This window comes from Bacillus sp. FSL R5-0659, from assembly GCF_038008785.1.
In the GTDB taxonomy this organism is placed as follows: Bacteria; Bacillota; Bacilli; order Bacillales; family Bacillaceae; genus Bacillus; species Bacillus safensis.
The window spans coordinates 629,818-646,482 of sequence record NZ_JBBOZU010000001.1 but is presented as its reverse complement, the minus strand read 5'-3'; the positions used below and the strand labels follow the sequence as shown (position 1 = coordinate 646,482).

The following is a 16,665-nucleotide window of genomic DNA, read 5'->3' as shown; positions in this document are numbered from 1 at the left end:
CGAGCAGGCGACCCATTTCTTACGCAAGACCTAGACGTTCGAAAATCATATCGACATTTTTCAAATGATAGTTGTAATCGAAGCAGTCAGCGATTTGTTCAGGTGTTAAGCGTGACGTGATTTTTTCTTCTGCTTCTACTAATGAACGGAACGGCACTTGCTTCTCCCACGCTTCCATTGCCTTTGGCTGAACCGTGTCATATGCCTCTTCACGTGCCATGCCTGTATCGATTAATGCAAGAAGAACGCGCTGTGAGTAAATTAAGCCAAGTGTGCGGTCCATGTTGCGTTTCATGTTCTCTGGGAAGACCGTCAAGTTTTTCACGATGTTTGAGAAACGGTTGAGCATATAGTTCAGTGCAATCGTAGCATCTGGTAAAATGATGCGCTCAGCAGATGAATGAGAAATATCACGCTCGTGCCAAAGCGGTACATTTTCATAAGCTGTCAGCATATATCCACGAATAACGCGGGCAATTCCCGTCATATTCTCAGAACCGATTGGGTTACGCTTATGCGGCATCGCTGATGATCCTTTTTGTCCTTTTGCAAAGAACTCTTCTACTTCACGTGTTTCACTCTTTTGAAGACCACGGATTTCAACAGCAAATTTCTCAATGCTCGTTGCCACTAAAGCAAGAGTAGCCATGTAATCTGCATGACGGTCACGCTGCAAGGTTTGGGTTGAAATTGGTGCAGCTTTGATGCCAAGTTTCTCACATACATATTGCTCAACAAACGGGTCGATGTTCGCATATGTGCCAACAGCTCCAGAGATTTTGCCGTATTCAATGCCAGCTTTTGCTTGTTTAAAACGTTCTAGGTTACGCTTCATTTCTTCGTACCAAAGACCAAGCTTCAGGCCAAATGTTGTCGGTTCAGCGTGTACACCGTGTGTACGGCCCATCATGACGGTATATTTGTGCTCTTTTGCTTTTTCTTTTAGTATGTCAACAAATCTCTCAATGTCCTTGAGCAAGATATCATTCGCCTGTTTTAATAGATATGAAAGCGCCGTATCCACTACGTCTGTCGATGTTAATCCATAATGAACCCACTTTCTTTCTTCTCCTAGAGATTCAGATACAGCACGCGTAAAGGCAACCACGTCGTGGCGCGTGTCTTGTTCAATCTCCAGAATACGTCCAATATCAAAGCTTGCATTTTTGCGCATTGTCACAACGTCTTCTTTCGGAATGACGCCAAGCTCTGCCCAAGCTTCACAAGCGAGAATTTCTACTTCAAGCCATGCATTAAATTTGTTTTCCTCTGTCCAGATTGCTGACATTTCTGGTCGTGCGTAACGTTCGATCATTTCCCGTTTCCTCCATCTCTTTCAGTCCATATCTTTGTGATGTTTGTCATCCATTCATCATCGAGCTTTTTCATAAACGTCATATGCCCCATTTTGCGGCCGGCTTTTACTTCATGCTTTCCATATAGATAAAGCTTCGCTTCTTTGAGAAGCTCAGGATGCTCTTTTGGAATGTCCACTTCATCGCCTAATAAATTCACCATCATTCCCTCTGATAAAAGGGCTGTACCGCCAAGCGGCAGACCACATATAGCACGGACGTGCTGTTCAAACTGACTTGTCTCACATAAATCGAGCGTATAATGGCCAGAATTATGCGGGCGTGGTGCCAGTTCATTGACGAGCAGCTTTCCGTCATTTGTCAGGAACAGTTCTACAGCAAGAGTACCAACCAGCCCCAGCTTTTCAGCCAGTGTTGTTGCCAGTTCTTTCGCCTTCTCCTGAATGCGGTTCTCTACCCTTGCAGGCACAATGCTTTGGAACAAAATATTATGCTTATGAATGTTCTCAGCGACTGGGAATACTGCGATCTCTCCATGAACAGAACGAGTGACGATCACCGAAAGCTCCATTTGGAATGGAACCCAGCTTTCTAAAATACATGTTCCATGTGTGAGCAGTGCAGCTGCTTCCGGAAGCTGTCCTTTTTCTTTGATGACGTACTGTCCTTTTCCGTCGTAGCCGCCTCTGCATGTTTTCAGCACGGCTGGCAAACCGAGCGCGTTCACGGCATCTTCCAGCTCTTTTTCATCATGAATGATGCGGTAAGGTGCTACTTCACAGCCTGCGTCTACAATCCCTTTTTTCTCGGTCTCACGATTTTGAGTTAAAAGGAGAAGGTCGCTTCCTTGTGGTAAATAGGCTTCTTCCTTCAGCTGATTCAGTGCATCATAATCAATATTTTCAAACTCATAAGTCACCACATCGCTGATTTCTGCCAGCTTTCGAATCGCTTCAAGGTCACTATATGCGGCTGTGATTTCTGTATCGGCAACCTGTCCGCAAGGAGATTGTGTGACCGGGTCTAGAACTGCTGCCCGGTACCCCATTTGCTTTGCGCTGACGGCCATATATCTGCCAAGCTGTCCGCCGCCAATGATTCCGATGGTTGCGTTTGGAAAAATGGTCTGCTTAGCCAAGCTGATCACTGCTTTCTAGTACAGTCTGTTTTGTCTGCTCTCTTCTTTCTTCAAGGCGAGCTGCGATTGTTTCATCAAATGCTGAAATCATTTGTGCGGCAAGAAGGCCTGCATTTGTTGCACCGGCTTTGCCAATTGCTACTGTAGCAACTGGTACACCGCCTGGCATTTGAACGATGGATAATAAGGAATCCAGCCCGTTTAGTGCTTTTGATTGTACAGGCACACCAATGACCGGCAGTGTCGTTTTTGCTGCGACCATTCCCGGTAAATGTGCTGCGCCTCCAGCACCGGCAATGATGACCTTTAGTCCTTTACCTCTTGCTTCAGTCGCATATTCAAACATCAAGTCAGGTGTCCGGTGTGCGGATACTACCTGTTTTTCATACGGAATGTTTAATTCCTCTAAGATGTCGCACGCATTTTTCATTGTTTCCCAATCAGATGTACTTCCCATGATGACACCTACAAGCGGCTTCATTTTGTCCCCACCTTTAAGCTGATATTCGATTTTGTATCGTTTGACACGCTTCCCAAACCTAAGCAGCTTGTCAAACGCCGAACAAAAAGGCCCGATTTGCATTGCATTGTTAGGAAGCAACACAAACCGGGCCATGGTAAGCGCTGTTCGCTTTTGAATTGCCATGTCAGTTTTGTTCACTATCCTGCATAGTCCAGTCATTTACGGTAACTGGGTAGAAACTTATGGGCCATATTCCCAAGATTATATGAGGCTCGTGTTTTGATTTCATGTTTATCTTAACAACGGATGTTCATGATGTCAACGGATTTATCGAACAATCTATGAAGTCGTCGTTTTAATGTTCGGATTTAGACTATTTTTCCTTCAAATACGATTTTTTTCCCAATCGGAATGATCTGAATCGACCCATTTTCCTTCTTTTCCTGAAAAATCGGTTCCTCCATTCGTCGGACAGGCGAGTAGCCTTCCGCTGCCATCTGGGACAACACTTGATCAATCGTCATGTTGTCTTCCACATAGAATTTTTTCTTCTTTGGTTTTGCGGTCATTCTTTAATTCTCCTTTTCTTCACAGCCTTCACCCAGAAGCCGCCGTGAATCGACTTGGGTTCATATGAAATGATAAACGCCTTTGAATCCAGTGTCTTAATCGTTTCATATAATTGCAGTTCATATTTTCTCGGTGTTAAAATTTGCAATGCTGTCCGGTCTCCTTCAAGACCGCCTGCTACCCAGCTGGTGACACCATATCCTTTTTCTCTCAATTGTCTTGGGAGATCGACATCCAATTCTTTTGTGATCACGTTAACAGTTGTGTAGCCAAGTGCCAGCTTCTCTTCAATTTTCATCCCGACAATGATCCCCATTCCATAACCTAGGGCATACGCAATGACATTTTGTATTTGATCTAAGTTATCTAGAACGATACTTAACCCAATGACATAAATGAGCATTTCGATCGTACCCGCAAAAGCAGCTGCGTACCGTCTGCCTTTCATTGTTAAAATCAAACGCATGGTGGAAAAAGAAACATAGACAATATTAATCACTAAAATGATTAAAACCATGGTGAACGCATTGGATAAAAGTTGTTGAAGCACGATTCGAACCCCCTGCACTAAAAAATCAAATAAAGCACCCCATATTCTACTAGAGAACATACCTTGATACAATCAAATTTACGCGATCAAAACACATATATCTTTCGACAACAAGGGTGGTGTTTGTTACCAAGAGTTTACCCGTTTTTTTCTCTTCTCAACATGAAAACCCCCTTTTTCAAAAAAGGAGGTTTTCATGTGTGTTTTATCCGAATCGAACAGGAACAAGTGATGGAATCAAATACTCCCCGACTATGCCCCAGAGCAGCGCGATGATGACAAGCTCAACCAATAAAAAGACCCAGCCTGCATACATCAAATCTCCACGTTCGGCATCATGCTCCGATTGAATCGAGCGAAAGAGCACGACCGCAATCAACTGAAGGCCGACAAACATCATCACGGATAATATGACGGTCACATATGGAATATTCAGCATGGCAAATACAAGCCAAAGGATGGATAAAACCAACACCGGCACAAGCGCAGCACCAAACTTCATGATCACTTCTTTCAGTGATATGTTTCCTTTTAGCATGTATTTTCCGAGCAGCCAGACAGTGAGCATCATCAATGTCAACACAATGAGTGTAAAGACTGCAACCCTCAAAAAGGCGTCACCAAAAGAATAATGAATGCCAAAGCCTAATAAACGGGTTTTTGACGCCTTTAATTGAACATAGTTGCCTAAAGCAAAAAACACACTGAATAACACAATCGAGATCCAGGCGTACTTCATACGCAATGTTTCCGCTTGATTGATGGCCTTGCTCGGTGATTTTAACATCGCCAGTCCATATGAACCATAACGCTTAAACGCGCCTCCTGCACCTTGCAGCATACGCTGGATGGTTGAACGCTCATCATCCGCTGATTTTGAGATTCTTCCACGTTTTGCAGCGCTGCGGCTGAGGCGGGATTGCCTTGTTTCTTGATCTATTGATGACTCTTCATTTTTCTTTTCAGATGTCCTCTGATCTTGATCTTTCTCTAACATCTCATATCAACTCCTATCCAATCCTTACAGGCTCAAGTGAATGAACTGTTCGGATGACTCCTCTTAAAGTAGCGGAGTCTCTCTATTCAGTCAAGATTCCTTGACGTTCATACGAATAGACGGATAAAAGCCAGCAGAGGTTTTAAAATGGAGAGAAAATAAGACAAAACAAAAAAGCTGACGGCCTCCATCAGCTTTTTATCAATGTTGAAATTCATGGTCAACGATAGTGACTCCGCTTTCCTTGCTGAACTCGGAGATTCTCCTGATGAGCGGGGAACCGAGTCTTTTTGGTCGTATCGACCTGTGTAATATGGCCATTATGAATGGTGATGACCACTGATCCATAGTCGATCCCTTTTAAGGCAGATAAAATATAATTCAGCTTTTGTTCATCCATCGCTCATCCCCCTATTTTTGTTTTCGCTCTTTTAAATAGAGAACCTCATTTTCCAGCTCATGAATCGTGTAATGCATGAGCGCTTCCTGCTTTTCTTCATGCCCCCATAAAAGGAGCTTTTGAATCAGCACCTGCTTTTTTCGTTCAATCACCTGTCTAAGCCAGTGTGACAAAAGACATCTCCTCCCCTTTTGAATGTATGCAAGAAAAAAAGGCACCCTGAAACCTTCTATTAAAAAAGGAAATCAAAGCGCCTTTGGTGATCCAATCAGCGAATTATGTCTTTTTATCATAAACACATAATTCCTATAAGTCAACTATGTTTTGATTTTTTTAACAAAAAAACAGCAGCCCCATGAGCTGCTGTTTCAGATGTTCAATTAATGATTTAAGAAAGCGAAATATAGAATAAAGATGACAAACAATCCGTACATGATTGGATGCACTTCTTTCGCTTTCCCTTTAAAGATCATCGTAATCGGGTAGAAAATAAAGCCAACCGCAATCCCTGTTGCAATACTGTATGTCAGTGGCATCATAATCATCGTTAAGAACGCTGGTACCGCAATTTCAAAGCGATCCCATGCAATCTTTGCAAGCGGAGCGACCATCAGTGCACCAACAATAATCAAAGCAGGTGCTGTCACATTAGGTGTAACAATGGATAAAAGCGGTGAGAAGAACATCGCCAGCAAGAAGAAAATCCCTGTGACGACCGCTGCAAAACCAGAACGCGCACCAGCCGCTACACCTGAGCTAGATTCAACATAAGACGTTGTCGTTGATGTACCAAGAACAGAACCTACAACGATTGAAGAAGAATCCGCCAAGAGCGCTCTTCCTGCACGTGGCAGCTCATTATTTTTCATTAAACCAGCCTGTGTTGCCACAGCTACAAGCGTACCAGCTGTATCAAAGAATCCAACGAAAAGGAACGTTAAAATCACAATAAGCATTTGAATCGAGAATATTTCTGGTAAGTGAATCAAGGCTTGACCAAAGGTTGGAGACAAGCTTGGAATACTTCCCACAATTTGAGACGGTACTGGTATAAGACCAAAAATCATCCCGGCAATAGCAGTCACAAGCATCCCAATGAAGACACCTGAATTCACACGAAGAACCATTAATATAACAGTCACTACGATACCAAACACCGTTAACAGAACCGGACCACTATGAATATTTCCAATCGAAACGAGTGTATTATCATTATTGGCGATAATGCCAGAGCCTTGAAGACCAACAAACGTAATGAATAAACCAATACCTGCCCCAACCGCCAGCTTCAGCTCAGCCGGAATGGCATTGATGATTTTTTCACGGAAACCTGTTAAAGAAAGGGCTACGAAAATCAATCCTGAAACAAACACACCCGAAAGTGCTGCTTCCCATTTAATGCCCATGCCAAGCACAACCGAAAAGGCGAAGAACGCATTCAGACCCATACCTGGTGCAATCGCAATTGGATACCTGGCGATCAATCCCATCAGGATACACCCTGCAGCAGAAGCTAATGCCGTTGCTGTAAAGACAGCGCCCTGATCAATACGTAATTTATCTGGAAAATCCGGTACCGACACTAATGCAAGTGTGATCGGATTAACAAACAGAATGTAAGCCATCGACAAAAATGTGGTTAAACCACCGATGATTTCTCTGCGGTAATTCGTTCCTAACTCATCAAACTGAAAAAACTGTTTCAAGCCAACTGACTCCCTTCATGTCCTTTTGCTTTAGCCTGCCCCATTCACTAGTCAAATAAAAAACGCCCCAACAATTTTGGGACGCTTGACTACATATGTGAATTCAGACTGTGACATAAAACAAGAACAATGCATGATTTATATCAAACGAGTGTGAATTGACGTAGTCAAGCCATTTACGGTAGCTTGGTAGAAACTTGCGGGCCATATCCCCGCGATTATACGACTTCTATCTATTTGATTTCTGTGTCTATTGTACCAACTTCATTTTTAAAACACAATACGAAAAGCGAACATTTTTCAAAGAAATGTCCGCTTCATTCGTCTTATTACACGAATTTGGAAATTCACATCTAGATCTTTATACACCCTTCTCCTAATCCTTCTCTTTTGGCAAATACTGTTTCGGCTACACGGAAAAACTCTTTCACTGCCGGAGAAGCTTGGGTGAGTGAAGGACAGGCGAGCGCAACTTCACGATGATGAGAGACATTCAGCTGACGAATATGCACAAGCTGCTGCGTTTTTAAAAACAACTCCGGACCAATCGTGACGCCGAGTCCTTCCCCTACCATACGAGCAATGGTCGTACAATCATGAACTTCAAATAAAACAGCCGGCTTCATTTGCGCCTCCGAAAAAATATCCTCTACATGTGATTGATACATGCCAGTCGGCATAATAAATGGTTCACCCGCCAAATCCGTTATATCTACAATGGGCTGCTGTTCATATCGATGATTTGGGTGATAAGCGACGACCATCTCATCTTTCATAAGCGGCAGTAAATCAAAGGCTTCATCCGCATGGCCTTTCACAACAAATCCAACATCAATGATGCCTGAATCCAGCCACTCCAATATTTCTTCATACGTTCCCTCATAGAATTTAAATTCGATTTTTGGATGCTTTTTCTGATAGCTCACAAGCAGTTTAGGCAATAAACAAGCAGAGGCACTGGCAAATGTGCCGATACGAATCAAGCCTGTTTCAATATTTTTCGTTAACGCAATTTCTTGCTGAATTTTCTCCACTCTATTTAACACTTCTCTAATATGCGGGAGAAGCGTTTGACCAATGTCCGTCAGCATAATGCCCTTTTTTCGGTCGCGAATGAATAAAGACACACCCCACTCTGACTCTAAATTCGCCACTGCATGACTAACAGCTGACTGCGTCATATTTAATGCTTCAGCTGCTGCTGTAAAACTGCCAAGTTCCACCACTTTTGCGATAATATCAAAACGAACAAAGCTCATGAGTATTTACTCATCTCCTCCATGAAAAACATCAATTTTACTTATGTTAGCACGGAATTTAAACTAAAGACAACGTATCAACATGAAGGAAGGGTTCAAAATGAAAAACACATCTCATCAGCTATTGATTGTTCTTTTAGCTGTCGGTTCATTTGTCACAGGCACGTCAGAATTCGTCGTGTCAGGCATTCTAGATATCATTGCTGTCGATTTACACATCTCCATTCCTGCTGCCGGACAGCTCATCACCGTCTATTCTCTTTTTTATGCAGTAGGCGCTCTCTTTTTAGTCATGGTAACGTCGAAACTGAACCGAAAAAAGGTTTTGTTAGCGGCTATTTTTGTGTTTATTTTAGGCAATTTGCTCGCCTTTTTTAGCCATCATTTCGTGCTGCTCCTGCTATCTCGCGTCATCATGGCCATGAACGGCGGCTTATATATTGTCGTTGCCACGAATTATGCAGCGCAGATCGCCCCGCCAGAAAAAAAGGGAAGTGCAATGGCGACGGTCATCACTGGATTCACCGTTTCACTCGTACTTGGTGTGCCGATTGGAACATTTCTATCAGGTCATGTGGATTGGCACTATATTTTTCTCATCATTGCACTAGGTACTGCTTGTCTCTTCATGCTTCTTTATCAATTATTGCCACGCATAGAGGGACATTCTCACCTGCCATTAAAGCAGCAATTACACATTCTTCAAGACCGCAGAGTGATCAGCAGCCTAGCAACGACGGTCTTTTGGATCTTAGGCTACACGATGGTCTTTGCTTATATCTCTCCATTATTAAGACAGACCGCCGGCTTTTCACTTGAAATGACAAGCATTGCCTTGCTCGTCTTAGGAATTTCTGCTTTTATTGGCTCACGTTTTGGCGGATTCGCCGTCGATCAATGGGGACCAAACCGAACCATCTCGATCAGCATCATGATCCAGATGTTCGCTCTCTTTACCTTATTTTTTACGCAATTCTCTACAATTACCGTCTTGATAACGCTTGCCATTTGGGGCATCGCCACATGGACAACAACACCAGCGAAGCAGTTTTATCTGATCTCCCTTAAACCCCATGCATCTGAAACCGTGCTGAGCTTTAATACAGCGATAATGAACATCGGCATGATGCTCGGATCGTCCATGGGCGGCGTGATTATTCAGTATACAAATGTAACGAATTTAAGTTGGATTGGTGGATTAGCTAGTTTTGTGGCGTTGATGTTGATTCGGTACTCGTTCAATCGTCATCGACTGGTAGAACAACAGACAAAAAGCGAACATGTGTAATCATGTTCGCTCACTTATTTATTGACTAGCTTTTGAAGTTTCTTTTTTGACTGGAATGGTTACCTTTATCTCTTCCTGTGGTGCCAACATGTTCAGTTCAGTCAAATCAAGATAAAGCCCATATTCTTTAAAAGAAAAATGGTTTAATGATAAAGTCTCTAAATTCTTATCATCAAATTCAAAGGTGGATTGCATGGAAGCTGTCTTTAAATTCGTCACCTTCGCATGGTTCCCCTTCAAGTAATATCCGCTTTCATAGTCTGCTTGTGGATCGGGCCATGATTTCATCTTTTCAACATCGCCTAATCCAAGGAATTCACCTATATTCTCCATCACATCCTGATCTAATTCTTTTTGATCTACTCCAGTAAATTGATAATCAACAATCACAGAACGGTCTTTTTGCTCTATCTTAATGATTTTGATTCCGATGCCATGGTGTTTTGTTTTGAACTGAACAGGCAGCTTTGTCTTGAGAGGAATAATGTGGCTGTATTCTCGTTCGTATCTCACATCTGTGTAAAATGTCAATTCAGTCGCCTTTGGATTGATCGGCTGATTCAAAATTGTCAAATGATCTTTTCTAGTTTTGTCAGAAGTCAGTTGTTTTTTTCTTAAAACGGTTCCAATCTCAAGCTCATACTCATTCCCTAAATTATCCTTCATTCTATCAATACTAACTCTATCATCTTTGGCAAAACCATTGTAATCAATGGCATATTGAATAGCAGAGCCATTCACTCCATTTTCTACCTTTACGTTTCTTATTTGATAACGTCCATTTAAAATAGACACGTCTTTTTGTCCCGCTAGTAAGGTGGTTTTTTGCTTCACTACAGGTAATTCAAAACGCCAATTCCCTACAATATCTCCAATTTTTGAAATGACGAGTGGGAATTTTTGACCTTGCTTAATTGTCTGTCCATTTGTATAGACTTCCATTTGCCCAAGATATCGGCCATCCTTTAATTTTTTCAATTCCTGATTGTCGTAACTCGGTTGGAAATTTTCATTTATATGATTTAAGTTGCTGACGATGAATGGTACAGAATCTTCCTTTGTATTCAAATGATCGACAGTAAACGTATAAACAAGACGCCCGGCATCATAGTATACACTGTTTACTTTCACAGTAATTCCTCTTGATTCAGCCCCCTCATTGACATGCTTCACCAAATCACTCTGAAAAAGAGCCATTCCTACTTTATCGTGAAACATCATATAAAATTGCCCAACTATCGGGACACGTGCCATCGCTGTATTAAGAGAAGGAAAAAGGAAACCTGATGAAAAGTAAAGGACGATGAGAACAATGGCAGAGTATATTGGCGTTCTCCAGTTCCATTTGAACCAGTGTCTTTTTTGTTCCGCTTTCACATCCCCAATGGCTTGGTGAATAGCAGAGGTCACTTCAACTGTTGGTACATCAATCTCATCATAAAGCTTTTTCATTTCTTTTCGTTCCATCGACACTCTCCTCCTTCTCCAATGTTTGCTTTAATAACTTTCTTGCTCGATACAAATGAGTTTTAACCGTTCCTTCAGGCACACCCATCTGTTCAGAAATCATCGAAATCGAATAATCTTGAAAATAAAATAGCTGAATCACGAGCTGATATTGCTCATCTAACACTTCAAGTGCATTTTTTAAATCGAGCTTGTCTTCTAAAAAATCATGTCGCTCAACGCTCTCATGATGCTGTTCAAACGGAACAACATCTTGCTGCTTTTTCTTCATCGCAAAAATCGTATGAATCAAAATCCGCGTCAGCCAGGTAGAAAAATAAGCCGGTTCTTTTAAGCCAGATAAATGCTTAAACGCTTTAATGACCGTCTCTTGAACAGCATCTAACGAATCCTCTTTATTTCTTGTATAGAGAAAAGCCGTTTTATATAAACGCTCCTGATACATCAGCATTAATTTCTCAAATGCCAGAACATTCCCTTTTTGTGCTTTTTTAATTAGACGCACTTGCTTCATCTCATCCACACCTCCTACACCTGTTAGAGCAAGGTTTCTCTCAAACGGTTTCAACAAACGGAAATTTCTTTCACGTAGCATATGTCGGACAAAAATAGAAAAAGTGAAGAACAGGCCGCAAAGATTATGTTGCATATTTGATATAATGGAAGAAATATCTACATAAAGGAGTATGCCGATTGTTTCTATTTGAAGAACCCGTATGTGCTAGCTGTCAGAAGAAGATAGAAGGTAACGAAGAAGTGTACATCAAGCTCGTCTATCCAAAGAGACGTGGAATGACAGAGGTAAAGGCTTGGCTGAGGAATGAAGGGGTTTTTTATTGTAAGGCATGTACAGAACAAAAGACATCGCATGGAGGATAACCAAATGAACAAAATCAACTTTCCACAAACATTTCCAACGATACATACCGAAAGACTAATCTTAAAACAAGCAACGATCAAAGACGTTGAGGATATGCACATCTACTTATCCAATGAAACCGTGTGCCGCTACATGGGAATCGATGCTCATGAAACGATTGAAGACACAAAAGGAGAAATCAAGTGGTATGACAACATCTTCAAAGAACAAACAGGCATCCGCTGGGGCATTTCTTTAAAAGAAGATCCTACGATCATCGGCAGCTGTGGCTTTCTCAATCTAGAAAAACAGCACTGCCGCACGGAAATTGGCTATGAATTGCATCACGATCATTGGAGAAAAGGCATCATGAGCGAAGCGATTGCTGCAGTGTTACGATATGGATTTCAGGAAATGAACCTGAATCGGATTGAAGCGATCATTGATCCAGCAAACATATCTTCTGTTCAATTATTGGAGAACTTTGATTTTGTACGAGAGGGTTTATTGCGGGAGTATGATCTTGGTCAGTATGGGTTTGATGATGTGTTTATGTATGCGATTTTGAAGAGGAATTACGAATAAAATTCTATTGGACAGAGGAGAAACAAATGACGTATAACACATGGATAGAAGACTGGTTTAAAAAGTGCGAAGAGCTAGAAATAAAGCCCTGGGAATGGGATTTTAAACAAAGTGATACCGAAAAATCGATAAAAAACACCTCACCAATTAAACTCATGTTAGAGTATAAGATTGGTAAACTCAAAGTAGCTGATTGCGATAAAAGACCTTTTCATATTTACCAAGTACTTTGGGGTACAGAGAGTGATCAAAAGATCGAAACAAAGCGTTATTTAGATCGTTACAATTTGATTCGTGGCGAAACAATGAATTCGTTTTGGACCACTTTTAAGAACAGTGTGATCAACTCATCTAATAAAAACACTTTATACGATGAAATTGGCATTGATCCAAGAATGGCTCTTATAGATCAATGTCATTTATTAATTTCTAATGACAACTTTAGAGACTTTGAGCTTGTTAAAAATAACATTTCAGCGTTTGAAAAATTCGCTACTTTATCTCATAGTATTGGAAATTTCACTGTATTACCTCATTGGATGAATACTGGTCGCTACTGTTTCTCTCAAGATTATTGGGATGTGACATTACAATCATTCTATGATTTTTTCAAACCAATGGGATGTTGGAAAAATTTCGTCGAAACATACTTTCTTCAACCTTATGTAACCAATGATGAAGAATGGACAGTTTGTGAATTTTGGGAAGGACATTTCTTAAACATAGAGAAACCCAAAAAACTAGCACCTAAAAATCAAAAGGAACTAATTGAGTATATACATAAAGTGAATTTAAGAATTGAAGAACGAGGTAAATGGATCATCAAAAAAGTCTGTGAAGAATTGATATTACAACACTTCAAATTTTATGATGAATTAAAAGATATGCAGATTCGATTTTCTAACGAAATGAATTAAATAAACATGAGTGAAAACAAGCAACTCTTCTTTTTTTCTTTTATATAAAAGAAATTAGAAAGAAGGTTTTCACTTGCCACGGCACTTAGACAACGTTCACGATAAAACTCTATGTTCCCTTACACTTTCTATGAGTTAAGTTGATAAGAATATAATCCCATTTGAAAAGTTCAAGAGAATCTTGAGGGTGAAAGAATGTCGGTAACAATATCTGAAAGACATGGAAACACCTTCAAAGAAATGAGGTTAGATTTTGAAAATATTTAGTCATGAAGTTATCCGAATCGAATTGGTAATAGTAGCATTTATTTTAATATCTATGTTTTTAAAATCAATTAAACTATATATTAAATTGTTAATGATTCAAACAAAACTTGGTAGAAGATTTCTAAACTTTATAGAAAATGACCTTTTATCTGAAAAAAGTTTACCACGGATTAGTAATTCAGTATTTTTAGTTTTATATTTTTCTTTGCTTATTGTTCAAAGTAAATTTGAAATCAAATTTATTGAATATCAAAATCAATATTTCAATTTAATTGGTGTATATGGATTTGTTATTGGACTTTTAAGTCTCTATGGTATTTATATAGGTTTTTTGCAATTTATAGTTGGTGACAGTGATAAAGTTAGATATTTAGGAAGAAGTAAAATTAAGCATTTAACAGATACGTCTATTTGGTATCAGGTCACGCATACAAAAACATTTTTAGGGATATTATTATTAACTATTATTTCTCCCATTCTAATTATTAATACTAGTGGAGAACTGAAAGACATTCTAATATATTCCTGGCAAACAAGTATTACAATGCTATTTTGGATTTACATCTTTTTAATCGGGATGAGCCTACAAATTATTCGTATATTATTTTTAATAAAGGGAAAATCAGACGTAGTTTTAGAAAATATTATAAGTGAATCAATATCTAATAAATACTATAGACAGTTTAGAAAAATGTATCGAAGAAAGTTTGATTATGGAGATATAATATTTTTCTTTAGAGTTCTCGAATCTGATATATCGAAAGTAGATAATCCATCAATCGGTTCCTTCTTAACCCAAGTATTTTCTAAAATAGATATTGAAGTAGGCTCGAAATTTGGAGAATTTAAAAGTGTCCGAGTTGAAAAATGTATTTATAGAGAAGAAAAAGTTTATTTATATGATGACTACAAAAGATTTATATACGAAAAATGGAAATTTTTATCTAAAATTCAAAAAAATATTGATTGGTACTATTTCAAAGAACTTATTGACAAAGACATGAATACCTTTAATTATTTAGTTGCTGAAACACCAGAGATATTTGAAAAGACCAATGAAAAATTTGAGCTTAGATCTGTCTTAAATAAACAAATAGGAAATGTTCATAATTATTTATTTGACCATTTAATAGAAAAAGCAGTTTCTAATTCAAGTAAAATGAAGGACTTATATGAAGATATCAACAATAATCTCACAAGAATTAAATTAAAGTCTGTATTAAAGAACAAAACAGCTGACCTTTTAAATAAATATTATGCTGGAGTTGAAAAATATAATTGGGAGACAATAGTTAAAAAATATTTAATTTCAGAATCTCAATTTGACCTGCCTAACTTTTCGAGATACTACAACGATGAATTGTATTCAAAAGCAGTGTTTGATTACTTAATTAGAAATCATGGTAATTTAAGAGAGAAAATTTCTGAGAATGAAAAATTGGAAAAATTAATTTCTTCGATGAATAAGGAATATATCGTTGCTTATTCCTTATATCAATTGTTTTATCCAGCTAATGAAAAATGGAATGATAATACTTTATATTTCAAAAGAAAACTAATAGATGCATTTTATTGGCCTGAAGAGGACAAGAAAAAGGAATTATATTTTTCATCCGCCAAAATAGTTGCACAAACTCATATAAATCACAGAATCACTTTCAAAGTGCTAACGACTATTTATACTGACAGAGGAAAGCAAATTGAAAATATGGACTACTATGATCAATTTGATTATAGCCTTATCTCACCTCTTAAAATATTATTCATTCAAGCGATATTATCGCCTAACAACAAATATTCCCATAGAATTGTCTTAACAAAACAACAAACAGAAAATGATTTAAGGAAGATTAAAAATCTTTGTATGGAATTTTTACGTGCCGTTGATAAAATACCTAAATTAGCAAAATATGAAGAATTAACAAAAACAATGGAATATTTACTAGGAGAAATTCCCCTAAATATGAAAAGCATAGTTGATGATTTGAATATAGTCAGTCTGTTGTATTATGAAGTCATCGTAACTTATAAAAAGGGAAGCTCGGCAAGTAATCTATTTCTTGAATCTATCACATATGGAAATGAAGGTGACATATTTATTATTTTAGATAGAGAATCTATATTCACATTTTTTGCGTTAAAAATTATTGACAGTAACTATGAACAATATTTCAAAAACAAACAATTTTTATATGCGTTTAAAACTGGTGGAATTTCTATTCTTGATAGAATAGATATGACATTAGATGAATATCTAGAAACAATTTATGAAAGGTTAAAAAATTCAATCTACGGAAAAATTGGGAAGGCTAGTTTGAGGCTGCTTTCTATTAAAATAGAAAAAATTCTTTTTGATTAACTTTTTAATAGTATCTTTCATAAAACTAAAACAAAAGAAGCAACAATGTCCATAAAAAAGAGTCGAAACCCTCCTTAAGGAATTCGGCTCTTCCCACCCATTAGTAGCAGACGTCTTACTCGTAATATCATCCATCCCCCGGTTAATATGCTTCACTTCATTCACAATACGAGTTGATATCTTTTCAAGCACGTGCGTCCCAAGAGATTCTTACCCGTCAAAGTAAAATATTTAGATGAGGCAAGCAAAGCGACACAATTTTCACAGTATGATTTGACTTTATAGAAAGATAGGAACTGGATGATTGTAGAATAAATACAAGATTGTTTATTTTTAATCCCTTATAAGAATAAAATTACAAAAATAGATTGGTTAAGGGCTCAAACAAAATAAAATTGAAAAGATAAGACACCGAGAAGACAAAAAAAATCAATTAAAAAAGATATCCCTACCACTATCTCTTTTTTGTAAACTTGGTATAATAGAAAAAATCAGAAAAATTAGAATGCGATGATAAGGAATAG

At 38.6% G+C, this 16,665-nt stretch carries 17 protein-coding genes, 1 pseudogene, 2 riboswitches and 1 other annotated feature (1 of these 21 only partly in view); of the genes and pseudogenes, 5 read left to right on the top strand and 13 right to left on the bottom strand.

Annotated elements, in window-relative coordinates; translation table 11 throughout:
- Nucleotides 1-19: 19 nt before the first annotated feature.
- The 10 genes from purB to NSQ72_RS03155 form a co-directional block, all read right to left on the bottom strand.
- Nucleotides 20-1,315, bottom strand: a complete 1,296-nt coding sequence (gene purB, locus NSQ72_RS03200) for an adenylosuccinate lyase (RefSeq protein ID WP_024426701.1) — start codon at nucleotides 1,313-1,315, stop codon at nucleotides 20-22.
- Entirely contained in the window at nucleotides 1,312-2,454 is a 1,143-nt protein-coding gene (gene purK / locus NSQ72_RS03195) for a 5-(carboxyamino)imidazole ribonucleotide synthase (RefSeq protein ID WP_064497674.1), read from the bottom strand. The genes purB and purK overlap by 4 nt, the downstream gene beginning before the upstream one ends.
- Nucleotides 2,447-2,935: a 5-(carboxyamino)imidazole ribonucleotide mutase gene (purE, locus tag NSQ72_RS03190; RefSeq protein ID WP_039183007.1), complete on the bottom strand. Its 489-nt coding sequence runs from the start codon at nucleotides 2,933-2,935 to the stop codon at nucleotides 2,447-2,449. Before purE ends, purK begins: the two co-directional genes overlap by 8 nt.
- 169 nt (nucleotides 2,936-3,104) lie before the next feature.
- A riboswitch (purine riboswitch) is annotated at nucleotides 3,105-3,206 on the bottom strand.
- A gap of 79 nt (nucleotides 3,207-3,285) precedes the next feature.
- Nucleotides 3,286-3,486 carry an NETI motif-containing protein gene (locus NSQ72_RS03185; RefSeq protein WP_012009137.1) on the bottom strand — a complete coding sequence of 67 codons (201 nt, stop codon included), beginning with the start codon at nucleotides 3,484-3,486 and terminating at the stop codon, nucleotides 3,286-3,288.
- Nucleotides 3,483-4,037: a DUF2179 domain-containing protein gene (locus tag NSQ72_RS03180; protein ID WP_024424505.1), complete on the bottom strand. Its 555-nt coding sequence runs from the start codon at nucleotides 4,035-4,037 to the stop codon at nucleotides 3,483-3,485. Before NSQ72_RS03180 ends, NSQ72_RS03185 begins: the two co-directional genes overlap by 4 nt.
- 205 nt (nucleotides 4,038-4,242) lie before the next feature.
- A complete protein-coding gene (locus NSQ72_RS03175) occupies nucleotides 4,243-5,034 on the bottom strand; it encodes a hypothetical protein (RefSeq protein ID WP_039176931.1) in 792 nt (263 codons plus the stop codon).
- A 220-nt stretch (nucleotides 5,035-5,254) separates the two neighbouring features.
- Nucleotides 5,255-5,434, bottom strand: coding sequence for a YezD family protein (locus NSQ72_RS03170; protein ID WP_047202807.1), 180 nt, complete (start codon nucleotides 5,432-5,434; stop codon nucleotides 5,255-5,257).
- 11 nt (nucleotides 5,435-5,445) lie between these two features.
- Nucleotides 5,446-5,607 (bottom strand): hypothetical protein, encoded by a 162-nt coding sequence (locus tag NSQ72_RS03165; RefSeq protein ID WP_165585024.1) that lies wholly within the window; start codon nucleotides 5,605-5,607, stop codon nucleotides 5,446-5,448.
- Nucleotides 5,608-5,814: 207 nt separating this feature from the next.
- On the bottom strand, nucleotides 5,815-7,140 hold the full coding sequence (locus tag NSQ72_RS03160; RefSeq protein WP_151284105.1) for an NCS2 family permease: 1,326 nt from the start codon (nucleotides 7,138-7,140) through the stop codon (nucleotides 5,815-5,817).
- A gap of 144 nt (nucleotides 7,141-7,284) precedes the next feature.
- A riboswitch (purine riboswitch) is annotated at nucleotides 7,285-7,386 on the bottom strand.
- A gap of 107 nt (nucleotides 7,387-7,493) precedes the next feature.
- A complete protein-coding gene (locus tag NSQ72_RS03155; protein WP_341083259.1) occupies nucleotides 7,494-8,399 on the bottom strand; it encodes a LysR family transcriptional regulator in 906 nt (301 codons plus the stop codon).
- Between the two features lie 100 nt (nucleotides 8,400-8,499).
- Between NSQ72_RS03155 and NSQ72_RS03150 the strand changes: the two genes are divergently transcribed.
- A complete protein-coding gene (locus NSQ72_RS03150; protein ID WP_341083258.1) occupies nucleotides 8,500-9,687 on the top strand; it encodes an MFS transporter in 1,188 nt (395 codons plus the stop codon).
- Between the two features lie 18 nt (nucleotides 9,688-9,705).
- On the opposite strand, the gene NSQ72_RS03145 is transcribed toward NSQ72_RS03150, so the two are convergent.
- Nucleotides 9,706-11,154, bottom strand: a complete 1,449-nt coding sequence (locus NSQ72_RS03145) for a DUF4179 domain-containing protein (protein WP_341083257.1) — start codon at nucleotides 11,152-11,154, stop codon at nucleotides 9,706-9,708.
- Nucleotides 11,123-11,668: a sigma-70 family RNA polymerase sigma factor gene (locus NSQ72_RS03140; RefSeq protein ID WP_039176922.1), complete on the bottom strand. Its 546-nt coding sequence runs from the start codon at nucleotides 11,666-11,668 to the stop codon at nucleotides 11,123-11,125. The genes NSQ72_RS03145 and NSQ72_RS03140 overlap by 32 nt, the downstream gene beginning before the upstream one ends.
- A gap of 179 nt (nucleotides 11,669-11,847) precedes the next feature.
- Here NSQ72_RS03140 and NSQ72_RS03135 point away from each other — a divergent pair, with 179 nt between their 5' ends.
- The 4 genes from NSQ72_RS03135 (at nucleotide 11,848) to NSQ72_RS03120 (ending at nucleotide 16,141) form a co-directional block, all read left to right on the top strand.
- Complete coding sequence (locus NSQ72_RS03135; RefSeq protein WP_039176920.1) at nucleotides 11,848-12,033, top strand: hypothetical protein; 186 nt, start codon at nucleotides 11,848-11,850, stop codon at nucleotides 12,031-12,033.
- Nucleotides 12,034-12,037: 4 nt separating this feature from the next.
- A complete protein-coding gene (locus tag NSQ72_RS03130; protein WP_039176918.1) occupies nucleotides 12,038-12,598 on the top strand; it encodes a GNAT family N-acetyltransferase in 561 nt (186 codons plus the stop codon).
- A gap of 26 nt (nucleotides 12,599-12,624) precedes the next feature.
- Nucleotides 12,625-13,515, top strand: coding sequence for a hypothetical protein (locus NSQ72_RS03125; RefSeq protein WP_039176916.1), 891 nt, complete (start codon nucleotides 12,625-12,627; stop codon nucleotides 13,513-13,515).
- 253 nt (nucleotides 13,516-13,768) lie between these two features.
- A complete protein-coding gene (locus NSQ72_RS03120) occupies nucleotides 13,769-16,141 on the top strand; it encodes a hypothetical protein (protein ID WP_039176914.1) in 2,373 nt (790 codons plus the stop codon).
- A 90-nt stretch (nucleotides 16,142-16,231) separates the two neighbouring features.
- On the opposite strand, the pseudogene NSQ72_RS03115 reads toward NSQ72_RS03120, so the two are convergent.
- A pseudogene (locus NSQ72_RS03115) lies at nucleotides 16,232-16,333 on the bottom strand (GMP synthase (glutamine-hydrolyzing)); the annotation flags it as partial.
- 309 nt (nucleotides 16,334-16,642) lie between these two features.
- Nucleotides 16,643-16,665 (top strand) — a binding site (T-box leader); it runs 242 nt beyond the window's last position.